This window comes from Oricola sp., assembly GCF_965230365.1.
GTDB lineage: Bacteria > Pseudomonadota > Alphaproteobacteria > Rhizobiales > Rhizobiaceae > Oricola.
Genome location: NZ_OZ246003.1, coordinates 1,662,859 through 1,684,598, shown reverse-complemented (window position 1 = coordinate 1,684,598; position 21,740 = coordinate 1,662,859). Strand labels below are relative to the sequence as shown.

The 21,740-nt window shown below is 64.6% G+C and carries 16 protein-coding genes and 1 riboswitch; of the genes, 4 read left to right on the top strand and 12 right to left on the bottom strand.

Annotated elements, in window-relative coordinates:
- Positions 1 to 112: 112 nt before the first annotated feature.
- Genes ACO06R_RS08055 through ACO06R_RS08045 form a run of 3 tightly spaced genes read right to left on the bottom strand, consistent with a single transcriptional unit; the run spans position 113 to position 5,431 of the window.
- Positions 113 to 2,665, bottom strand: a complete 2,553-nt coding sequence (locus ACO06R_RS08055) for a GcvT family protein (RefSeq protein WP_421858260.1) — start codon at positions 2,663 to 2,665, stop codon at positions 113 to 115.
- A gap of 22 nt (positions 2,666 to 2,687) precedes the next feature.
- Positions 2,688 to 3,809 (bottom strand): alcohol dehydrogenase family protein, encoded by a 1,122-nt coding sequence (locus ACO06R_RS08050; RefSeq protein WP_421858257.1) that lies wholly within the window; start codon positions 3,807 to 3,809, stop codon positions 2,688 to 2,690.
- Positions 3,809 to 5,431: a trimethylamine methyltransferase family protein gene (locus ACO06R_RS08045; protein ID WP_421858254.1), complete on the bottom strand. Its 1,623-nt coding sequence runs from the start codon at positions 5,429 to 5,431 to the stop codon at positions 3,809 to 3,811. The genes ACO06R_RS08050 and ACO06R_RS08045 overlap by 1 nt, the downstream gene beginning before the upstream one ends.
- Positions 5,432 to 5,589: 158 nt before the next feature.
- Between ACO06R_RS08045 and ACO06R_RS08040 the strand changes: the two genes are divergently transcribed.
- Positions 5,590 to 6,666 carry a hypothetical protein gene (locus ACO06R_RS08040; protein ID WP_421858252.1) on the top strand — a complete coding sequence of 359 codons (1,077 nt, stop codon included), beginning with the start codon at positions 5,590 to 5,592 and terminating at the stop codon, positions 6,664 to 6,666.
- A gap of 22 nt (positions 6,667 to 6,688) precedes the next feature.
- Here ACO06R_RS08040 and ACO06R_RS08035 read toward each other — a convergent pair whose 3' ends face one another.
- Entirely contained in the window at positions 6,689 to 7,741 is a 1,053-nt protein-coding gene (locus tag ACO06R_RS08035; RefSeq protein ID WP_421858249.1) for a permease, read from the bottom strand.
- A 98-nt stretch (positions 7,742 to 7,839) separates the two neighbouring features.
- Positions 7,840 to 9,252, bottom strand: coding sequence for a hypothetical protein (locus ACO06R_RS08030; RefSeq protein ID WP_421858246.1), 1,413 nt, complete (start codon positions 9,250 to 9,252; stop codon positions 7,840 to 7,842).
- 188 nt (positions 9,253 to 9,440) lie between these two features.
- Here ACO06R_RS08030 and ACO06R_RS08025 point away from each other — a divergent pair, with 188 nt between their 5' ends.
- Positions 9,441 to 11,129 (top strand): NAD(P)H-dependent oxidoreductase subunit E, encoded by a 1,689-nt coding sequence (locus tag ACO06R_RS08025; RefSeq protein ID WP_421858243.1) that lies wholly within the window; start codon positions 9,441 to 9,443, stop codon positions 11,127 to 11,129.
- Entirely contained in the window at positions 11,129 to 13,930 is a 2,802-nt protein-coding gene (gene fdhF, locus ACO06R_RS08020) for a formate dehydrogenase subunit alpha (protein WP_421858240.1), read from the top strand. The genes ACO06R_RS08025 and fdhF overlap by 1 nt, the downstream gene beginning before the upstream one ends.
- 326 nt (positions 13,931 to 14,256) lie before the next feature.
- On the opposite strand, the gene ACO06R_RS08015 is transcribed toward fdhF, so the two are convergent.
- The 7 genes from ACO06R_RS08015 to ACO06R_RS07985 form a co-directional block, all read right to left on the bottom strand.
- Complete coding sequence (locus ACO06R_RS08015) at positions 14,257 to 14,457, bottom strand: hypothetical protein (RefSeq protein WP_421858237.1); 201 nt, start codon at positions 14,455 to 14,457, stop codon at positions 14,257 to 14,259.
- Between the two features lie 617 nt (positions 14,458 to 15,074).
- Positions 15,075 to 15,293, bottom strand: a complete 219-nt coding sequence (locus ACO06R_RS08010; protein ID WP_421858235.1) for a hypothetical protein — start codon at positions 15,291 to 15,293, stop codon at positions 15,075 to 15,077.
- Positions 15,290 to 15,763 carry a hypothetical protein gene (locus ACO06R_RS08005; RefSeq protein ID WP_421858232.1) on the bottom strand — a complete coding sequence of 158 codons (474 nt, stop codon included), beginning with the start codon at positions 15,761 to 15,763 and terminating at the stop codon, positions 15,290 to 15,292. The genes ACO06R_RS08010 and ACO06R_RS08005 overlap by 4 nt, the downstream gene beginning before the upstream one ends.
- Positions 15,753 to 17,021 (bottom strand): agmatinase family protein, encoded by a 1,269-nt coding sequence (locus tag ACO06R_RS08000; RefSeq protein WP_421858230.1) that lies wholly within the window; start codon positions 17,019 to 17,021, stop codon positions 15,753 to 15,755. Before ACO06R_RS08000 ends, ACO06R_RS08005 begins: the two co-directional genes overlap by 11 nt.
- The gene (locus ACO06R_RS07995; protein WP_421859278.1) at positions 17,014 to 17,832 is read right to left on the bottom strand and encodes an ABC transporter ATP-binding protein; all 819 of its coding nucleotides are present in this window, start codon (positions 17,830 to 17,832) and stop codon (positions 17,014 to 17,016) included. The genes ACO06R_RS08000 and ACO06R_RS07995 overlap by 8 nt, the downstream gene beginning before the upstream one ends.
- A 29-nt stretch (positions 17,833 to 17,861) precedes the next feature.
- Positions 17,862 to 18,683: an ABC transporter permease gene (locus tag ACO06R_RS07990; RefSeq protein WP_421858226.1), complete on the bottom strand. Its 822-nt coding sequence runs from the start codon at positions 18,681 to 18,683 to the stop codon at positions 17,862 to 17,864.
- 55 nt (positions 18,684 to 18,738) lie between these two features.
- The gene (locus ACO06R_RS07985) at positions 18,739 to 19,800 is read right to left on the bottom strand and encodes a putative urea ABC transporter substrate-binding protein (RefSeq protein ID WP_421858223.1); all 1,062 of its coding nucleotides are present in this window, start codon (positions 19,798 to 19,800) and stop codon (positions 18,739 to 18,741) included.
- A gap of 96 nt (positions 19,801 to 19,896) precedes the next feature.
- Positions 19,897 to 20,001: riboswitch (guanidine-I (ykkC/yxkD leader) on the bottom strand.
- Between the two features lie 389 nt (positions 20,002 to 20,390).
- Here ACO06R_RS07985 and ACO06R_RS07980 point away from each other — a divergent pair.
- Positions 20,391 to 21,737: an efflux RND transporter periplasmic adaptor subunit gene (locus ACO06R_RS07980; protein WP_421858221.1), complete on the top strand. Its 1,347-nt coding sequence runs from the start codon at positions 20,391 to 20,393 to the stop codon at positions 21,735 to 21,737.
- Positions 21,738 to 21,740 lie beyond the last annotated feature (3 nt).

The following is a 21,740-nucleotide window of genomic DNA, read 5'->3' as shown; positions in this document are numbered from 1 at the left end:
GGGGCGCTTCTCTGCCCCATCCACAAGCTTCGCCGCGCTCGCTGGCGGGCGCTTCTCTCCCCCACCCTTAAGCTTCGCTGTGCTCGCTGGCGGGCCCCACGCAGGACGTGCCTCACCCCCGCATTTTCTCGCCGGCCGGGTCGAAGGGCGGGTCGACGGCGATGCGCGCCGGCCGGCGGACACCGAGGATCTCGATCTCGAACAGCCCGTCCTCACCACGCTCGGCAAGCGCGGCCGGCACATAGCCCTGCGCCATCGACATCTCGACGCCATGCGCATAGCCGCCCGACGTGACCCAGCCGACCACCCGCCAGTCGCCGTCGACGATCTGCTTCATGCCCGGCGGCTCCAGCATCGTGCCGTCCGCCGTCATGCGGCGCGGCCCAACCGCATGCGGCGGATCGATGGTGCCGTAATCGGTGTCGCCGACCTTCGCCCAGACCGGCTCGTCATGCATGACATCGGCGGTCTCCGCCTCGATGATGAAGGAAACGCGCCGCCGCTTCGGCCCGTCCGCCTTTTCCTTCGCCGCCGCGTCGCGGCCGATGAAGTCGTTCTTGGAAAGCTTGATGAAACGGTCCATCGCGCCTTCGTAAGGCCCGTAGATCGGCCGCAATTCGTGGCCCCAGGTCGGGAAGTTCTTTTCAAGCCGCATCGACAACAGCGCCCGCATGCCGAAATCGCGCAGGTCGTATTCGGCGCCCGCGTGTTTGATGGCGGCATAGACCAGCCGCTCATAGGTCGGCTCCATCCAGATCTCGTAGCCGAGATCGCCGGTATACGAGATGCGGTTGACCATGCAGGGCGCGCCGCCGACCGCCATCTCGCGGAAATCCATGAAGCGGAAGGCTTCGCCCGACACATCCGTGTCGGTGAGCTTTGCAAGCACGTTGCGGGCGTTCGGCCCGGCGATCGTCAGTCCGACCAGCGTCTGGTCGTAGCGGTGGATCGCAACCGAACCGTCATCCGGCAAATGCCGCTCGAACCACCGCATGTGATAGACTTGCGCGGCCGACGAACCCCACACCATGAAGCGGTCGCCGCCAGCATTCGCAATGGTGAAATCGCCGATCAGCTTGCCGAATTCGTTCAGCATCGGGGTCAGCACGATTCGCCCCGGCTTCGGCATGGTGTTGGTCATCAGGTGCGACAGGAAGGCTTCCGCCCCCGGCCCCGAAACCCGGTACTTGGCGAAATTGGCGATCTCAGACACGCCGACCGACTGGCGCACCGCCTTCACCTCGGCCTTGATATGCTCGAAATCGTTGGAGCGGTGGAACGAGATGACGTCATGCGCCTCTTGCCGCGACGGCGCGAACCAGAGCGGTGTTTCCAGCCCCCAACTGTCGCCCATGACGGCGTTGTTTTCGACCATCGTGTCGTAGAGCGGCGTCGTCTGCTGCGGCCGTGCGGCCGGCAGTTCCTCGTTCGGATAGCGGATGCGGAAGCGGCGCGAATAGTTCTCGCGCACCTTGGCGTTGGTGTAGCGCAGCGTCGCCCATTCGCCGAAACGCGACACGTCCATGCCCCAGATATCGGCGCCGGGATCGCCCTCGACCATCCAGTTGGCGAGCGTCAGCCCGACACCGCCGCCTTGCGAAAAGCCGGCCATGACAGCGCAGGCCGACCAGTAATTGGTCAGCCCGCGCACCGGCCCGACCAGCGGGTTGCCGTCGGGCGCGAAGGTGAACGGCCCGTTGATGACCTGTTTGATGCCGGTGCGCTCAAAAGGCGGGAAATGCTTGAAGCCGATCTCCAGCGACGGCGCGATGCGTTCCAGATCCGGCTGCAGCAATTCGTGGCCGAAATCCCACGGCGTGTTGACCGGCGACCAGGGCTTGCACGCCTGCTCATAGGTGCCGAGCAGCATGCCCTGACGCTCCTGGCGGGTGTAGATCTCGCCGCGGAAATCCATGGCGTGGATCAGTTCGCGCCCATGCGTCTCGTTGAATTCGATGACCTCGGGCATGTCCTCGGTCAGGAGATACATGTGCTCCATGGCCAGCAGCGGCAATTCGAGGCCGGCCATGCGCCCGACCTCGCGCGCCCACAGCCCGCCGGCATTGACCACATGCTCGGCCTTTACCGTGCCCTGCTCGGTAATCACGTGCCAGGTGCCATCGGGCTGCTGCGCCAGTTCCCTGACCGGATTGCGCAGCACGATCTCCGCGCCCAGCGTCTTCGCCGCCTTGGCATAGGCATGGGTGGTGCCGGACGGGTCGAGATGGCCTTCGACCGGGTCCCACAGCGCGCCGACGAAGTTCGTCTCGTCCATCAGCGGGAACATCGCCTTGGCTTCCAACGGCGTGATCAACTCGGTCTGCATGCCGAGATGCCGGCCCTTGGCGTGCAGCGTCCTGAGGAAGTCCATGCGCTCCGGGCTTTCGGCCAGCATGACGCCGCCGGTCAGGTGCAGCCCGCAGGACTGGCCGGAGATGCACTCCAACTCGTCATAGAGGCCGACCGTGTAGGCCTGCAGCTTGGCGACGTTCGGGTCGCCGTTCAGCGTGTGGAAGCCGCCGGCCGCGTGCCATGACGAGCCCGACGTCAGCTCCGAGCGCTCGATCAGCATGATGTCGGTCCAGCCGGCTTTGGCCAGGTGATACAGCACCGAGCAGCCGACGACGCCGCCCCCGATCACCGCTACCCGCGTGTTGGTTTGCATTGCAGCTTCCTTCCCTCAGAATTCAGTTTCCGCCATCGGCGCGCGCATCCGGCACCAGCACCAGCTTGCCGGGATAGCGCTTGGCGATGAAATCGGCCTGCGCCTCGCGGATTTGCGAGAACGGGTAGACCCTGGAGACGACCGGCCGGATTTCGTTGCGTTCGATATAGCCGACCAGATTGTCGAACACGGCCATCGGCTGGTGGGTGGAACCCGCCAGCGTCAAATCGCGCAGATAAAGCGTGCGGATATCGATCTCGCAGATCGGTCCGGCAATGGCGCCCGACGCGACATAGCGCCCGCCGCGTTTCAGACAGTCGATCAGCGTCGGCCAAGCCGGCCCGGCAACCAGATCGACCACCGCGTCGACCGTCATCTCGCCAACCGCCTCGGCCAGGTCGGCGTCGCGGTCGACCAGCCTGTCCGCGCCCAGCGCGGCGACGAAATCGTGCTTGGAGCGCGAGGCGACCGCAATGACGGTCGCGCCCCGGCGCTTGGCGAGCTGCACGGCCGCCGAACCGACGCCGCCGGATGCGCCGGTGACCAGCACCGTGTCGCCGGCGGCAACCGAAATGCGCTCCAGCATGCCCTCCGCTGTTGAATAGGCACAGGGAAACGACGCCAGTTCCACATCGCTCAGATCGCTGTCGACAGCCGCCGTCATCTGCGAGCGGGCGACGGCATATTCGGCAAACCCGCCATCGAATTCGGCGCCGATCGTCACCAGGCGCAGACCCTGCGCGTCGGGCGGTTGCGGCTGCATGGAACGCACCAGCACGCGCTCGCCGATGCGGCCCTCGTCTTCGGGCGAGCCGACAGCGACGATGCGCCCGCAGATGTCGGCCCCCTGGATGCGCGGAAACTCGAACGCGGCGCCCGACCAGCCGGCGTCTTCTTCCGCCCCAGCGCCGAAACCCTCGTCCGTGCCCTGTCCGGTCGCCCCGGTGACCGACTTGGAGTACCAGCCGACGCGAATGTTGATGTCGGTGTTGTTGACGCCCGCCGCGCCGACCTCGATCAGCACCTCGCCCGGACCGGGCGACGGCACCGGATGATCGCCGACGACCTCAAGCTTCTCCGGTCCGCCATGACCGGTCAGCAAAACGCATTGCATGCGGGCGGGGATGGGTGTCGCATCGCTCATCAGAAATCCGTCGGCGCACCGCCCTCCTGTTTGCGCCGCGCCACGAAGTCGCTCAGTTCGTCGCGCACCGCCGCATCCATCGGCGGCGGTTCGTATTCAGCGAGGATCTGCTTCATCACCTTGTTGGCGCGTTCCACCGTCTCAACCGCGCCGCGATCATACCAGTTTTCGTAGTTCGACCAGTCCGACAGGAACGGCGAGTAGAAGGCTGTTTCGTAACGGTCCTGCGTATGCTGCACGCCGAAGAAGTGACCGCCCGGCCCGACCTCGCGGATCGCCTCGACGGCGAGATCGTCGGGTCCGGTGCCATAGGGCTGCATATAGGCGATGAACTGCTGCAACACTTCGCAATCGATGACGAACTTCTCGAACGAGGCGCACAGCCCACCCTCCAGCCAGCCGGCGGCGTGGTAGACAACATTCGTGCCGGACGTCACCGCCGCCCACATCGACATCATCGATTCCCAGGTCGCCTGGTTGTCCGGTGCATTGGCCGCACAGGTGTTCGATGCGCGCATCGGCAAGCCGTAATAGCGCGCCATCTGGCCGGTGATCTGGGTGGCACGCACATAGTCGGGCGTGCCGAAGGCCGGCGCGCCGGTCTTCATGTCGACATTCGACGTGAATGTGCCGATAGCCGAACCGACACCGGGCTTGATCGCCTGCAAGAGCGCGACACCGGCCAATGCTTCGGCAATGGACTGCGTGACCGCGCCGACCATGGTCACCGGCGCCATAGCGCCGGCCAGAGTGAACGGCGTGACGATGGTCGGCTGGCCGCGCCGCGCCATGCGCATCGCTCCGTCCAGCATCGGCCAGTCGTGCTTCAAGGGCGAAGTCGAGTTGATATTGGTGTACATGCGCGGCGCGGCGTCGAACTCCTCATGCGACAATTGCGCGCCGATACGCACCAGTTCGATACTGTCCTCGATGCGCTCCGGCCCCAGCGAATAGGCGTGCACCACCTTGTCGGTCATCGTCAGCTTGTCGAAGATGCAGTCGAGATGGCGGATCGACGGGTGCAGGTCGATCGCCTCGACAGGATAGCCGCCGGCGAAATGGATGCAGTTGAAATACTGCGTCAGCTTGAGGAAATCGCGGTAGTCCTCATGATTGCCGGTGCGCCGGCCGCGCTCGATGTCGGAGCAGTTGGGCGGCGAGGAGATGTTGCCGAACACCATGCGGCCGCCGCCGATGGTGATGCGCCGGTCAGGATTGCGCGGCGTGATGTCGAATTGCGATGGCGCAAGGGCGACCATCTCCATGACGAAATCGCGGCCCATGCGGACATTCTCGCCATCGACGATGCAGCCCGCACCGCGCAGGATGTCGATCGCCTCCTCGTTGAGGAACTCGATGCCGATCTCTTCCAGGATGCGCATCGCCGCATCGTGGATCGCCTCCACGCCTTCGGCCGGCACCGGCTCGGTCGGCCGGTCGCAATTGATCACCTCCGTCCAGGGCGTCTGCTTGATCGCCGGCCCGGAACGCCGCGCATTGGCCGCGCGCCCGCCGCGCTTGCGCGGCCGGGATGAGGCGCTGGCTTCAGCCGCCTCGGCGATCAGCGGATCGGTTGGCGCGTCTTGAGGCGTGTCGCCGGGTGTCGGTCCGTCCTGGTCCATGAGGTCCTCCGAGAATGCGGAGGATTATCAGGCCGGACCGCGCTTCCCGGCGGCGAGAAATCCGACCGTGCGGGGAAAGGAATGCGACATGGCGTTGGGTAGCCCCAACCTCGCCGTATATCTTCTCCATAGTCTCCGGCGACCGGAGAAGACTGCCGATGCGCCATGCCGCAGCGATCCTGATCGCCGCTTTTCTCGCCGCCGTTTCGCCCTTTGCGGCCGGCGCGGCGGAGACGATGCGCTTTTCCTTCGGCGGCAATTCCGACGGCTGCGACGCATGTAGCTTCATCCAGGCCGATGGCCCGGTCACGGCGGCGACGCCTGACGACTTCGCAGGTTTTCTGGACGCCAGCCCCGGCGCGCCGCCGATGCGGCTTCGGCTCAACTCCGACAATGGCGACACGCAGGCCGCAATCAGGTTCGGCGAAATGCTGCGCGAGAAGGGTTTCGTCACCGAGATCGGCGCGGACGCCGAGATCTGCGCGGGCAAGTTTGACTGCGAGACCGCCGGCGCGCGGCCCTTGTTCAACCTGCGCGCCTCGGAGCGGAGGCCGGGCTCATGTTCCGGCGCCTGCGCGCTGGCTTTTCTTGGCGGCGTCGAGCGTGTTTTCGACGCTCCATCACGGCTTGGCTTCGAGAAACTTGCGGCCATCAAGCAGAAAGAGATCGCCGCAGCCGTGGTTTTGCATGTCGTCGCGATGGGCGCCGATGCCCGCCTGCTGCAGCTCAACGGCGAAGACGCAATTCATTGGATCGAACCGGAAGAAGCGGGAGCGCTCGCCGTCAGCTACCGGCCGGACGCATGGCAACCCTGGCGGATCACGATGGAGCGCGGCGGCATTGTCGCAAGCTCCCGGACCGCCGACGGCCGCTCGGTGATGCGCGCCTACTGCGTCGGCCATGGCCTGCAATTCGCCGAACTGAGCGACCGCGCCGACGATTGGAATGTCGCAGAATACTTCGAACGCGCCGGCACCTGTCCGCTGGAAGGCATGCACCCGGTCTTCGGCGATCTGGTCGCGCCCGACAGCGCCGAAATCATCGCCGAGCCGGACGGCCGGGCAACACTGCGCTTCTGGCTGACCACCCGCAACCTGCCGCTCGCCTCGCCGGCCCTGCTCGATCTTTACTCCGGCGCCTATCCGCCAGCCTGCGCCTCGGTGCGCTATCGCGGCACGGACGAGAATTTCCGCGCCGCCGTGCGCGTCGCCATGAAGGCTTGTGTCGACCGGTAGCGCGCGTCGGGGTTTGCCGCGGTCAGACGGTGTGGACCGCGCCGAAGCCCCAACCTGACAGCATAGACAGCACGATGGCCAGCACCAGATAGAGCAGGAACGGCTTGAAGCGGATGACCGGGAAGATGGCCATCGCGCCCCAGATGCTGACGACACCGCCAGACACCAGAAACGCCATCGCCGCGCCCGCCGACATGCCGTGATCCATCAGCGCGCGCGTCAGCGGCAGCGCCGCATAACCGTCGACATAGGCCGGCGCACCGATCAGCACCGTTAGCGGTATGGCGAAGGGATTGTCCCGCCCCACATAAATGGCGAGCGCATCGGGCTGAAGAAGCGCATTGAGCCAGTATTCGGCGGCAAAGGCAGGTGTCAGCACGATCAGCATCAGGCGGGTAATCGACAGCGCCTCGCGGACGAACCGCGCGCGACGTGTCGGGTCGCGCCAGATGCGCGGCTCGAACGCCGCCTCGCTGTCGCCGCAGGGCGCGCAACCACCCGACAGCGCCTTGGCCAGACCATTTCGGCGCAACGGGGAACGCGCCCATTCGCGGCCGGCGAATATCGCGGTCACCGCGCCGCCGACCAGCCCGAGGAAAATGGCTGCCGCCGCCTTGCCGAGCATGAACTGCCAGCCAAGTGTCGCCGCCGTGACGCTCAACAGCTCAGGTCCGGTGATTGGCGAGGCCAGCCAGAAGGCCATGACCGGGGCAAGCGGCACGCCCGCCGACAGCAGGCCGGCCATCAGCGGCAGCACGGTGACGCCGCAGACTGGCGAGATTGCGCCGACCACGGTCGCCGCGATCACGGTCTGCACGGTGCGGCCCTGGAAGATGGCAGCGACGCGGTCGCTCGCTCCGCTGGCCAGGATCCATGCCGCCAGCGTGATGCCGATGGCGACCAGCGGCGCGACATGCACAAAGCCGTTCAGCACGAAAAGCGTCGTGTCACGCGCGGCGGCAGGGTCGAGGGCGGCGAGCGCCAGAACGGCGAGGGCCAGAACGGCGAGGGCGATAGCGATCCAGATCTTCGTGGCTGTCGGGCGCGTGGCCGCGACAATGTCGGCGACGGTCATGGCGGTCTCCTGTCGACGCCAAATATAATGCAGGCGGAGAGAAGCGAAAAACCAGAAGCGTTGAACCGAAGGTTCAGCCGTTCTGATTCATGGCGCGGTCAGCTCTCGGCGGCGACCAGGCCGGCTTCGTGCCGTCCTATCCGCCAGAGCGCGGTGCGTACCGGCTCGCGCGCGATGCTGAGATCATAGCGCTGCGAAAGGCGGATCAGCGTTTCCTTGTGGCGGGTCAAGATGTCGATATCGATATCGCCGATGCCGGCCAGCGCGCTGCGCGCTCCGCCGCGCAGCGACGCCACGCCCTCTGCCTCGATCAGCGCCAGCACGTCGTCGAGATAGCGGTCGGCGATGGGCCTGACCTGCAACAGCGCGGCCATGCTGTCGACCTTGGAAACCCGCTGGTCACGCAGAATGCGCCCGGCAAGCGCGACCCGGAATTCGTTCCACTCGCCGTAGTTTCGGGCGCGGTCCGCCCATTCGGCCAGGAATGCCTCCTGCAGGCGGTTGAACGGCTCATCGATCGGCAGGTCGAGCACCGAAATCGCGGTGCGGGTCTGAGCGGCCGTCGGCGGGCCGACGACGGGCGGAACGGCGAGATCATCAGGTTGATCGAACAGCCCGCCCTGCGGCAGTCGATATCCGAGCGCGACTAGTGCAGTTTCGAAATCCATCGCATTGAGCCGCCTTTCGCGCCGCTTGGCCTCGAACTCGCCGCTGGAGCCGTCGCCACGCAGGTCGGGCTGCAGGATGATGGGAACCATATAGGGCTCGGCAGTCTCGGTCAGGTTGACGAGCACCGGACGCAGCGCGCCGCTGTCCGGCGCGGCGAACGCCAGGCGCTGCCCATCGCGGGCTTCCAGCCCGCGCCGCGCCAGATACTTGTCGTCATTGCCGATCGTGTAGCGTTCCTCGGTGTAGACGAGATCGGCCGCCGCGCCGCTGTCGGCGACAACGAGCGGACAGAAACGCGCCGAGATTGCCAGCGGATCGTCGATGACGCAATCGGCGCCGAAGCCGGCGCGCACCACGGTCGCCGGCGATGCGCCGCGACGCAGGAAGATCGTCTGGTCCGGATCGGCTGCCGCACGCACCCAGTCAAGCTGGCCGGTCCGCATCAAGTAACGGCAGAGCGTGTCGCAGGCGGTCAGATCGACGCGAGCGAGGTCGAACTGCAAAGAACGGCGTTTCACGGGAGCCTCCGGCCAAAGGCTGGCGGCTTGCAATTCGGTCAGCTTGGCGGCGGCCCGGCGTTCCGACATCAGGCCCGGGGTCAGCGCGACCACGGCCAGCGCCGCCGCCGAGGCAAGCACACCGGTCGCCCGCGTCGCGCGGAACCCCCATAGATGCAGCATCGGCGCAAGACAGGCCAGATAGATGAACAGGGTGGGCGCGAAAAACAGCGGCAGCGCCAGTCCGAGCGTCAGATAGACCAGGACCAGCCCGACATTCGGCGTCGACAGGACAAACCACGTTACCGCCAATCCGAGCAGAAGCAGATAGTAGAATCGGAACATCTTCTTTCGCCGTTTCGCCAGTCATATAGCGCAAGCCGTTAAGTCAACAGCTATCTGCCGGCGAAATCCGAAGCTATGCCCCGCACCACCATATCCACGACTCGCTTTTGGCGCAAAAGGGAAAGTATGCCACCAATGCTCTCGTTAGGTTGCCGCCACATTGTTCTAAGGCTGCAGACGAAGAACCCATGAACCAGATCACGCCCATCGCCGGCGAAAAACGCCGCAAATCCGCCTTGCCGAAAGGCCGCCAGCTCGACGAGGCGGCGCTGTTGGAGGTGCAACAGGCGCTTGGCGACGCGCCGCGCTCGCGCGATATGCTGATCGAACACCTGCACAAGATCCAGGACCGCAATGGCTGCCTGCCCGCCGCCCACCTGAAGGCGCTTGCCGACGAGATGCGCCTGAGCCAGGCTGAAGTCTACGAAGTCGCCTCGTTCTACGATCATTTCGACGTGGTGCGCGAAGGCGACGACCACCCTGCCCCGCTGACCATCCGCGTTTGCGATTCGCTGTCCTGCATGATGGCCGGAGCCGAAGACCTGATCGCGGGGCTTGAGGCGGGGATCAATCCGGAGCATGTCCGCGTGATGCGCGCGCCCTGCATGGGACGCTGCGCCACCGCGCCGGCCGCGCGCATCGGCGACTGCGAAGTCGACCATGCCACTACGGACCACCTGCTGGAGATGGCCGACAATGGCGAATTCGACGCCGCCGTGCCCGAATACATCCCGCTGCACGCCTACCAGGAATATGGTGGCTATCAGGTGCTCGACCGGGTGCGCTCGGGCGCACTCGACGCCGATACGCTGATGTCCGTGATGTCGGACGCCGGACTGCGGGGGCTTGGCGGCGCCGGCTTTCCGGCAGGCCGCAAATGGGGTTTCGTGCGCTCCTATGAAGGCCCGCGCCTGATGACCGTCAATGGCGACGAGGGCGAACCCGGCACCTTCAAGGACCGGCACTATCTGGAGACCGATCCGCACCGCATGCTGGAAGGCGCGCTGATCGCCGCCCACGCGGTCGAGGCCGAGCGTGTCTATATCTATATGCGTGACGAGTATCCGGCGGTTCTGGAAATCCTGCGCACCGAGATCGCCGCGCTGGAAGAAGCTGAAATCATCGAACCGGGCTTTGTCGAGCTGAGGCGCGGCGCCGGCGCCTATATCTGCGGCGAAGAGTCGGCGATGATCGAGTCGATCGAGGGCAAGCGCGGCCTGCCCCGCCACCGCCCGCCCTATATCGCCGAGGTCGGACTGTTCGGCCGGCCGACGCTCAACCACAATGTCGAGACGCTCTGGTGGATTCGCGATATCGTCGAAAACGGCCCGGAGTGGTTCGCGAGCCAGGGCAAGCCCGGTCACCCCGGCCCGCGCTCATGGTCGGTGTCGGGCCGTGTCAAGGAGCCGGGCGTCAAGCTGGCGCCCGCCGGCGTCACTGTCACAGAGCTGATCGAGGAGTATTGCGGCGGCATGGCCGACGGCCACACATTCAAGGCCTATCTGCCCGGCGGCGCATCGGGCGGCATCCTGCCCGCCTCGATGGGCGATATCCCGCTGGATTTCGGCGACGATCTGTTTCGCCACGGCGCGCTTGTCGGCAGCCATGCCGTGGTGGTCCTGTCGGACCGGGACAACATCCGCAACGTGACGCTGAACCTGATGAAATTCTTCGCGCATGAAAGCTGCGGCCAGTGCACGCCGTGCCGCTCGGGCACCGAGAAGATGGTGACGCTGCTGTCGCGCTCCGGGTCACTTGACGAGGACGCTATCCGCGATCTGGAACAGGTGATGCGCGACGCCTCGATCTGCGGCCTCGGCCAGGCAGCCCCAAATCCGGTCAACCACCTGCTGACGCATTTCCGGGAAGATCTGTGATGTCCGAAAAAATAACTTTCACACTCGACGGCCGCGAGGTCACTGCCGAGGCCGGCGAGACGATCTGGCAGGTGGCCAAGCGCGAAGGCACCCGCATCCCGCATCTCTGCCATCTCGACGGCCCGGGCTACCGCGCCGACGGCAATTGCCGTGCCTGCATGGTCGAGATCGACGGCGAGAAGAACCTTGCCGCATCGTGCATCCGCAAGCCGTCCGACGGTATGGTGGTGGCAAGCGCGACCGAGCGCGCCGACAAGGCTCGGCGTATGGTCTTCGAACTGCTCGCCGCCGACATGCCGGCCCGCGAAGCCGGACCGGACGACCAGTCGGCATTCTGGACCTGGGCATCGTCGATGGGCATCGGCGGTTCTGACCGCTATCCCTCCAAGTTCGAGGCGCGCGGCGATGCCGGCGTCCACGATGTCACCAATCCGGCGATCGCGGTCAATCTCGACGCCTGCATCGCCTGCGGCCTGTGCGTGCGCGCCTGCCGCGAGGTGCAGGTCAACGACGTCATCGGCATGGGCGAGCGCGGCTCGCATTCCGTGCCCGTCTTCGACATTCACGACCCGATGGGCCTGTCGACTTGCGTCACCTGCGGCGAATGCGTGCAAGCCTGCCCGACCGGCGCGCTGTACGAGAAAGCGCTGATGGACGAGGCCGGAAAGACACGCGCCGTCAAGGCGTTCGACCGCGAAGTGGATTCGGTTTGTCCGTTCTGCGGCGTCGGCTGCCAGACCACGGTGCGGGTCAAGGACGATCGTATCGTCCAGGTCGACGGTCGAGACGGGCCGGCCAACGAGAACCGGCTCTGTGTCAAGGGCCGCTTCGGCTACGACTACGCGATGAGCGATGAACGGCTGACCAAACCGCTGATCCGCCGTGACGATGCGCCGAAGCGCGCCGACATCGACATGCGCTTCATGCAGGTCTCCGACATCTTCCGCGAAGCGACCTGGGAAGAGGCGTTGGCGAAGGCCGCAGACGGCCTTGTCGGCATCCGCAACGAACATGGCGGCGCTGGGCTGGCCGGTTTCGGTTCGGCCAAGGGCTCCAACGAGGAGGCCTATCTGTTCCAGAAGCTGGTACGCCAGGGCTTCGGCACCAACAATGTCGACCACTGCACCCGGCTCTGCCACGCTTCGTCGGTGGCCGCACTTCTGGAAGGCGTCGGCTCCGGTGCGGTATCCGCGCCGTTTACCGATGCGCTGAAGACCGACTGTATCGTCGTCATCGGCGCGCGGCCCGGCCAGAACCATCCCGTCGCCGCGAGCTATTTCAAGCAAGCTGTCAAGCGGGGCACCAAGCTGATCGTGCTCGATCCGCGCCGCCAGGAACTGATGCGCCACGCCACCCATCCGGTACAGTTCAAGCCGGGGTCCGACGTCGCCATGCTGAACGCGCTGCTCAACGTCATCATCGAGGAGAAGCTCTACGACGAGCAGTATATCCAGGCCAATGTCTCCGGCTTCGAGGCACTGAAGGAAAAGGTCAAGGACTTCACGCCGGAAGCGATGGCTGATGTCTGCGGCGTGCCGGCCGAAATGCTGCGCGACGTCGCCCGCACCTATGCCACATCCGAACGCTCGATCATTTTCTGGGGCATGGGCGTCTCCCAGCACACCCACGGCACCGACAACTCGCGCTGCCTGATCGCGCTGGCGCTGACCACCGGCCATGTCGGCCGGCCCGGCACCGGGCTGCACCCGTTGCGCGGCCAGAACAATGTCCAGGGCGCATCCGACGCCGGCCTGATCCCGATGTTCTTCCCGGACTACAAATCGGTCGAGGCGGAGGACATTCGCGGCCGCATGGAAGACCTGTGGGGCCGTACGCTCGATCCGAAGCGCGGCCTGACCGTGGTCGAAATCGTCGACGCCATCCATGAGGGCGAAATCCGCGGCATGTATGTCATGGGCGAGAACCCGGCGATGTCGGACCCGGACCAGTTGCACGCCCGCGCCGCGCTCGCCAAGCTCGACCATCTGGTCGTCCAGGACATTTTCCTGACCGAAACCTGCTGGCACGCCGACGTGGTGTTCCCGGCTTCGGCGCATGCCGAAAAGCTCGGCACCTACACCAACACCAACCGCCAGGTGCAGATTGGTCGCCCGGCACTGCCGCTGCCTGGCGAAGCGCGCCAGGACTGGGAACTGATCGCCGAACTGGCGCGCCGCCTCGGGCTCGACTGGAACTACGGTGACATCGGCGAGGTCTACACCGAGATGGCCTCGGTGATGAAATCGCTCGACCACATCTCGTGGGAGCGCCTGACGGACGAGGACGTGGTTACCTATCCGGTTTCAGAGCCCGGCGGATTCGGCAACGAGGTGATCTTCACGGACGGCTTTCCGACCGCCGACAAGCGCGGCAAGCTTGTTCCCGCCGACTTGTTGCCGCCAGACGAAGTGCCCGACGACGACTGGCCTCTGGTTCTGACCACCGGGCGCCTGTTGGAACACTGGCACACTGGCGCGATGACGCGCCGTTCCGGCGTGCTGGACGCGATCGAGCCAGAGGGTATCGCCGCCATGAATCCGGGCGAGATCGCCAGGAACGGGCTGAGCATCGGCGACATGATCGCCGTCGAAACGCGGCGCGGCCGCATCGAAGCGGTGCTGCGCGCCGACCGCGATGTTGCCGACGGCATGGTGTTCGTACCGTTCTGCTTCAATGAAAGCCCGGCCAACCGGCTGACCAATCCGCAGCTCGATCCCTTCGGCAAGATCCCGGAGTTCAAATACTGCGCGGCGCGAGTGGAAAAGATGGGCGACAGCGGCACCGTCGAGGCCGCCGAATAGCCGCGTCGGCAAACCGAAAAAAAATTAGAGGAGGTATCTGACCCCAGAAAGCTACGCGGGGCCGAACACCTCCTCTCCCCCTCAAGTCCGCATGCCGGGCACGTTGTGCGCCGCACCTCACGCGAAGCGGACACGAGTTTCACGCCTGTTTTGTTTGTTTCCGTAATCGGCGCTTGGCCGTTACTATCAGGGCCGTCGGGGAAGTTGGCTTGCTGCAAGGCATAGGCAAAGAGCAGTTGGGATAGGCTGCCTATACGAAAGAATATACCGCTTGGTGAGCAGGCGGTCTGACACAGTTGGAGTGCCCCGCGCCCATCTTGCCGCGCTTACTTCCTGATCGTTGCGATTGCCGCCAGTATCGCACCAAACGTGACGATGACCGGCCAGACCAGGATCAACGCCCACGCCCCCCGGTCGTTCCACTCCGGGATTGCGCCACGATCCCTCAAGTCATCCATATCGCCAGCAACAAACACAGCGCCCGATACATAAAGCCAGATAGAAACAACTGCCAGAAAATGAGTCATCTTCCGCCCTCGCCCCCATAAATAAGAGGGCCCACAATCCGCTCAAGATCAATACACTGCAATCAGTTTCCGTAACGGAAGCCTTACGGCATCACAGCTATAAGGGATTGGCCGAATAGTCCAGCGATAAGAATGACTTTCGACACCCGGATCAACCAACGCGCCGGCAGCGACACAAAGACCGGGCGAGCCCGGCGCAAGCAGAATTGAGACCGATTGGAACACCATTTCGCGTGTGTATCTCCAATTCACGAAAATCGCTCCTGCTGGACGAGGTGTGCCAACATTCCGGGTCAGACGCAGGCCAAATCTGCCGCCTTTTCTAACGTCCGGGGTATGACGAGCGCATGAGTAACATTGCAACCACCATCGGCCAGATGGCCGATACACGCCTTGCGCCAAACTCTGTTGCCAAAGATTCAAGACCCGTAATTTTGTTGGGATTGCAAGCCAGCGGCGTTGACCTGCGTGCACCGCGCAAGCGCGGTTCAACGAACGGACCAACGTAACTCGATCAAGAAGCCCAAGCCGGGCGGGGAAGCCACCGCTCCCCCACCCGACCCGTCACGCGACAGACCGCCTCCCTGTAAGAAACGGACGGGGGCTTCTAAAGGCCCCTACCCCCTCAGCCGCGCAATGATTGGCCGCAGCGCGCGCACCGCGGCGTAAAGCAAAACCGGTGCTGCGATGGCGGCGAAAGCCGTCAAATGCGTCGCTTCAGTCAGCATGTGTTGCAGGATACCACCTTCGACATGGCTGTGATTACCATTATGCGCAGCGGCGCCGATCGGTGCTGCGGCAACCGCGATGGCGGTAAGGCGAAATGCTGTCTTCATGATGCGGCTCCTTCTAAGTCCTCTGTTCGTCCAGCGAGGATTTCGGCGATGTCGACATCGGCACGTTCGGTCAGCGACACATAGGTCAGTGTCATGGTTTCGCGCTCGCCGATCATCTCACCCGGATAGGGCAGATAGACGAGTTCGCGCGAACCGAAAGCCGGCGACGCGGTACCGAGTTGCCATTTCGATTCGATCCGCGTTTCGACCAGATGCATGGTCAGGCCGTCGCTGCCGGCGCGCTTGAAGGGCACACCGGCAATGCGCAGGAACGAGGTCTTGTCCTCAGCCTTGCGGAACCCGTCGAGAAAGGCCACCGCCAGCGCCCGCATCTCCTCTTCGCGCTCGCGCGCCGCATCGGCGTGGACATGCGAATGCAGGTGATCGCCATGCGCATGGTTGTGGCCCGGACCATGATGATGGTCGTGATGGTGGTGGCCGTGATGGTGGATGCCGTGATCATGCGCCATTGTTCAGATCCCATCCTTGCCCGTCGACATCCGGCCCGGCGGGGATCTCGACCGGCTTGTCGATGATCGCCTTGTGCGCGCCCATCTTGCCGTGGCTGACCAGCGTGCCGAGCACGTCGACGATGACGCGTGTGGCCAGAAGCGCAGTGATGTCAGACGTGTCGTAGGGTGGCGAAACCTCGACCACCTCAAGCCCGCAAATGCCTTCTGCCGCAACAAGACCGACCAGTTCCAGAGCCTCACGCGGCAGGAAACCGCCCGGTTCCGGCCAGCCGGTGCCCGGCACGAAGCCGCAGTCGACCGAGTCGATGTCAAACGAGATGTAGACCGCGTCCGCGTCCTTCCAGGCGAGTTCCAGCGCCCGCGCCGCCGTCTCGGCCAGCCCCAGTTCCTCGATGTCGCGCATGGTGAAGATGTTGGTATTGCGATTGCGCGCCTCCACCACCCCTTCGCGCGGCACCTGCCAGCCGCCGATGCCGACCTGCACCAGGTTGACCGCCGGCACGTTGACAAGGTCGGTCGCATGGAACCACGGCGTGGTGTGCATGCGCTCGTCGAGATCCTTCTCCTGGATGTCGATGTGCCGGTCGAAATGCACGATGCCGATCCGCTTTGACGTGCATTGCGCGATGCCGCGCACGCAGGGAAAGCCGATCGAGTGGTCGCCGCCGATCATGATCGGCAGCGCGCCCGATGAGGCGACATGGCTGACCGCGCGGGTGATCTGGTCGAAGGTCTTCTCGATATTGGCGGGAATGGTGAACACGTCGCCAACATCGCACAGCGTCATCTGCTCGCGCAGATCGACACCCATTTCGTAGTTGTAGGGCGTGTAAAGCGCGGAAATCTTGCGAACACCCTGCGGGCCGAACCGCGTACCGGGCCGGTAGGTGGTGCCACCGTCGAACGGAATGCCGATCACCGCCGCGTCATAGGCGCCGACCTTGGTCACATCCTCGATGTAGGGCGCCTTCAGGAAGGTGTTGATGCCGGCATAATGCGGCAGTTCCCCGCGCGCAAATGTCGGGATCGACTTGTCTTCCAGGCTGTCGGAGCCGGTCAGGCCCATGCGCAGGGCCCATTGGCGCTCTTTCTCCCAGGCAGCCGAGGGCAGCATGCCTTCCTTCTCCACCGCCTTCCAGCCGCGCATCTGCAGCTTGTCGAAATCCGGATGGTGATGCCGTTGGCGTTGCGGACACGGCGTCGGGCCAGCCCGGCTGCTGATGCGCGATGGCCGGGTTGAAAAGAGTTCATGCATTGGAAACTGCTCCTGTTCCAGTAGTCTTGCCCGTTCCGGCAGTCTTCGGTGCGGCGAACAATGCGCCCGCATCGGGCACGGCGCCAGGATTGTTGCGGTCGAGCGGCAGGTCGTAGGTGATCGTCGCGCCATAGGCCTCAGGCGCGTGCGGATCGTGACGGATCTTGTCGAAGACCAGCACGCGCGTGCCGAGCTTGAACGCCTCGTGAATGTCATGCGTGACCATGAAGACGGTCATCGACAGCTCCTGCCAGAGCTCGACCAGAAGGTCCTGCATATCGGCGCGGATGCCTGGGTCAAGCGCGCCGAACGGCTCGTCCAGCAGCAGGATCTTGGGGCGTTTCAGAAGCGCCTGGGCGATTGCCAGCCGCTGCTGCATGCCGCCCGAAAGCTGCACCGGGAACTGCCGGCGCGCCGCTGCAAGCCCGATCCGCTCCAGCGTGTCGGTGACCGCGTCGCGTGCGTCCGCGCGTGCCTTGCCGAACAGCCGTCCGGTCATCGGGCTGGCGCTGAACTCGCCGGCCAGCATGAGGTTTTCCTCCACGGTGAGGTGCGGGAACACCGAGTAGCGCTGAAACACGATGCCGCGGTCGGGCGTCGGCTCGGCCGGCAGCGGTTCGCCGTCGATCAGGATCTCGCCGCGCGACGGCAGCTCCTGCGACAACAGCAAGCGCAGGAAGGTTGACTTGCCGCAGCCCGAAGCGCCGACAATGGTGCACAGGCTGCCGGCCTCGATGTCGAGGTTCAGCCGCTCCAGCACCACGACGCCTGCATAGGTCTTGGCGACATTGCGCACGGCGATCTTCGGCATGGCCGTCGCGGGCGCGTTTTGTGTGTCGGTCACAGGCTTGCTCCTCCCAGGTGATGCCAGGGAAATGCGCGGCGCGACAGCATCAAGAGCAGCCGGTCGAGCAGGAACGCGATCAGCGTGATCCACACGACATAAGGCAGGATGACATCCATCGCGAGATAGCGGCGCACCAGGAAGATGCGATAGCCAAGGCCTGAGGTCGAGGCGATGGCCTCGGCCGAAATCAGGAAGATCCATGCCGGCACAAGGCCGAGCCGGATCGCGGTGATCAGCTTCGGCAGGATTTGCGGCAGAACCACCCGCAGCATCATCTGCCAGACGCTGGCGCCCAGCGTCTCGGCCTTGATGATCAGTTCGCGCGGGATTTCCATGACCGCCTGTGCGGTCGAGCGGATCATCACTGGCGCTGTGCCGACCACGATCAGCATGATTTTCGACAGTTCGCCGAGCCCGAACATGATGAACAGGATCGGCAACACCGTGATTGGCGGCACCAGCGAGAATGTGGCGATGAACGGCGCCAGCGAGGCGCGGACATGCGGAATGAAGCCAATGAGGCAGCCGAGGCTGAGCGCCAGCAGCACGGAGACGCCCATTCCGCCACCAAGCCGCGCCAGGCTGTCGAACGTATCCACCCATAAGATGTAGTCGCCGGACCGGCGGTCGGGCTGAAAGGCCAGCCGGGTGAACGCCGCTCCCATGTCGCCGAGCGACGGAAGCAGCTTGTCGGCGGGATTGTCGAGACGGCGATAGTGGCTGGCAATCGCATAGGCGAGAATCGCCGCAACGAACGGCACCAGGCCAAGCGCGAACGCGCCGATACGGGACGGTTTCCGGTTGATCAGGCGCATGTCGACGATCCAGTGGAAGGGACGCCCGGCGCGACGCGCCGGGCGAAGTTGACAATCAGAGCGCGCCGTCGGCGGCCATCTTCATGTAGGTGGTGTCGAAGCGCAGCTTGACGTTGTTGGCGTCGCCATAGACCGAACCGTCCGGGAACGAGACACCGACGAACTCCGGGCTCGGCGCGCCCTCGCCCAGGATGCCCTTGTCGAACAGGAACTCGGCAACGAACTGCATGGTCTTGGGCAGGTCCGCCGATGCGGTGAACGCGACCGCATCGGCCGGCTGGTAGAACATCTCGGTGGAACCAAGCTGTGCGTTGTAGCCGGCAAGATCGGTACCGGATGCTTCGGCCATGGCGGTCAGCGCCGCCTCGTCGCCCGATGCCATCAGGTCCATCACCTCATACCAGGCGCCGGCCAGCGCCTTGCCGAAAGCCGGGTTTGCGGCAAGCGTTTCGGTATTGACCATCATGATGTCGACGATTTCGCCGGGAATGCCGGAACTGTCGAAGACAACAGTCGATTCCTTGACTGCCGCAATCTCCGACAGGAGCGGGTTCCAGGTCACGACCGCGTTGACGTCCGCCGTGGAGTAGGCGGCAATCATGTCGGCGTCGGACGTGTTGACGACCGTCAGGTCGCGTTCCGACAGCCCGACGGTGTCGAGCGCGCGCGCCAGCAAGTAATGCGAGACCGACAATTCGACGAGATTGACATTGCGCCCGGCGATCTCCGGCAGTTCGGCTGCATCCTTCAGCACGATGCCGTCATTGCCGTTCGAGTAGTCGCCGACGATCAGCGCCGTCGTGTCGATGCCGCCGCCGGCCGGAATCGACAGCGCGTCCATGTTGGTCATCGAGCAGCCATCATATTCGCCGGCCGTGTATTGGTTGATCGATTCGACATAGTCGTTGATCTGCACGATCTCGACGTCGATTCCGTATTTCTCGGCCCATTTGTCCATGATGCCGGACTCTTCCAGATAGCCCCACGGCATCCATCCCACATAAATCGACCAGCAAACCTTGAATTCGGATTTCTCCTGCGCGGCAGCGTGTTGCGCCGACATCGGCAACGCCAGTGCGGCGGCCAGGCCGAGGGTAGTGAAAAGTCTTGCGATCATGCTCCTGCCTCTCTGTTGCGGACGGCCGGACCGCCCTTCTTCAAGAGGTTTGGCGCACGACCGGGAGAAGGCCTGCGCGCGCAAACCTGTGCAGTATTCTCCCGGGATTTTGCCCCGCCGTGTCACCGCTGCTTCACCTGCGGCGTGCACCTCTCGGACCAGACGTTTCGTCGTGAAACCGGAACCCTAGGCGCGCTGCACGTCACTAGTCAGGCAAGCCATGTGCCAATCCGGATTCACTTGGTCTGCGGCCGAAATAGCGAAATCCGCGCGTGGAACTGGCACTTGACGTAAGGTGGCTGACCGAAACATGTGCACGCGAAATCGGCAATGCCCAATATCAGGGCAAAGATATTTCGCATTGGCGAGAGACACGACTCTGTTAGGACGTAGCGACAGGTCGTATCTTTACTGGCAAAAAATAGTTATGTGCCTTGCATCACAGCGTTTCGTCGCAAATACCCAACAAATACGGTGAGATGGATGGAAATTCGAGCCCGGATCGATAGGGTGTGCGACACATTCCCCCATTCGCATGCCACCGATGGCGCAACGCCGCTCGCAATGGTCCGACCTGACTGGAGCCACCGATGAACGCCCTGAAACGCCTGATTGTGTTCCTCGTGCCGATCATCATCGGCATCGGCGGCTTTAACTACCTGACCGGTGTGGACGCGCCGCCACCCGCTCCAACGGTGACCGAACCCATCGCGGTCCGTGCCGAGCGCATCGCGCCGCAGCCGGTGCGGGCCAGCGGCCGCGGTTACGGTCGGGTGGCCCCCTCGTCCGAGTGGGTCGCAACCGCCGACGTGGACGGGCGCATCGTGTCACTTGCCGACAGCTTGCTGCCTGGCAGCCGGGTCGACACCGGCCAGGTCCTGATGGTGATCGATCCGACCGGATACGAGATCGCCCTCTCGAAGGCGCGCGCCAATGTCTCGACCGCACAGGCAGCCATCGACGAAGCCGAGCAGCGCAACGAAAACAACAGGTTCACGCTGGAAATCGAAACCCGCGCATTGGAAGACGCCCGCCAGGAATACAACCGCGTCGCCAGTCTCGTCGAACGCGGCGTATCCTCGCAGGCCCTGCTCGATTCGCGCGGCAAAGTGCTGCTGGCCGCCCGCGCGTCCGTCCGCGCGATCGAAAACGAGTTGAACCTGTTCGAAGCAAGACAGACCGCGCTTGTGGCGACGCTCGCAATGCGCTTCGCCGAGCTCGACGAGGCCGAGCGTAATCTGCGCGAAACCGAAGTCGTCGCCCCGTTTCCCGGGCGCGTCACCGCGATCAGTGTGGGTCTCGACGACAGCGTTCGGGCGGGAGCGCCGCTGTTGAGCATGGCGCTGCAGGACAGCGTGGATATTGAGGTCGAGGTCCCCGTATCGGCATTGCGGCCGGTCATCGCGTTGGCCGACGGCGCCACAGACCCGCAATTCGATGTCGCCGCCGCCGCTCAGCGCCTGCCGTCGCTTGGCATCGAGGCCGTCGTGCGCGCGGTCGGGCCAGGCCCGGCGGCAAGCTGGAAAGGCTCGATCGACCGGGTGCGGGAGGCACTCGACCCCGAGACCGGCACGATCGGCTTGGTCGTTCGCGTCGATCCGCCGTCCGGTGGCGCAGACCGCGCCCGGCCGCAATTGGCGGAGAATTCGTTCGTCGCGGTGGACTTCTACGCCCCCGAAACCGAGGGCCTGGTGGCGATACCGCGCACCATGCCGCGCCGCGACAGCACCGGAGCGCCATTCGTCTTCGTTGCCGAGGAAGACGAGACCGGGCCGGTTCTCGGCATTCGCCCGGTCACGCTCGGCCTGCCGCTCGGCGACCGGGTAATTGTCGAGGACGGGCTGACGAGCGGCGATGTCGTATTGCTTTCCGTACCTCGACCGGCGGTTCCCGGCCTGTCGCTGGCACCGGCGATAGAAGAACCGGCGGGGAACTGACCC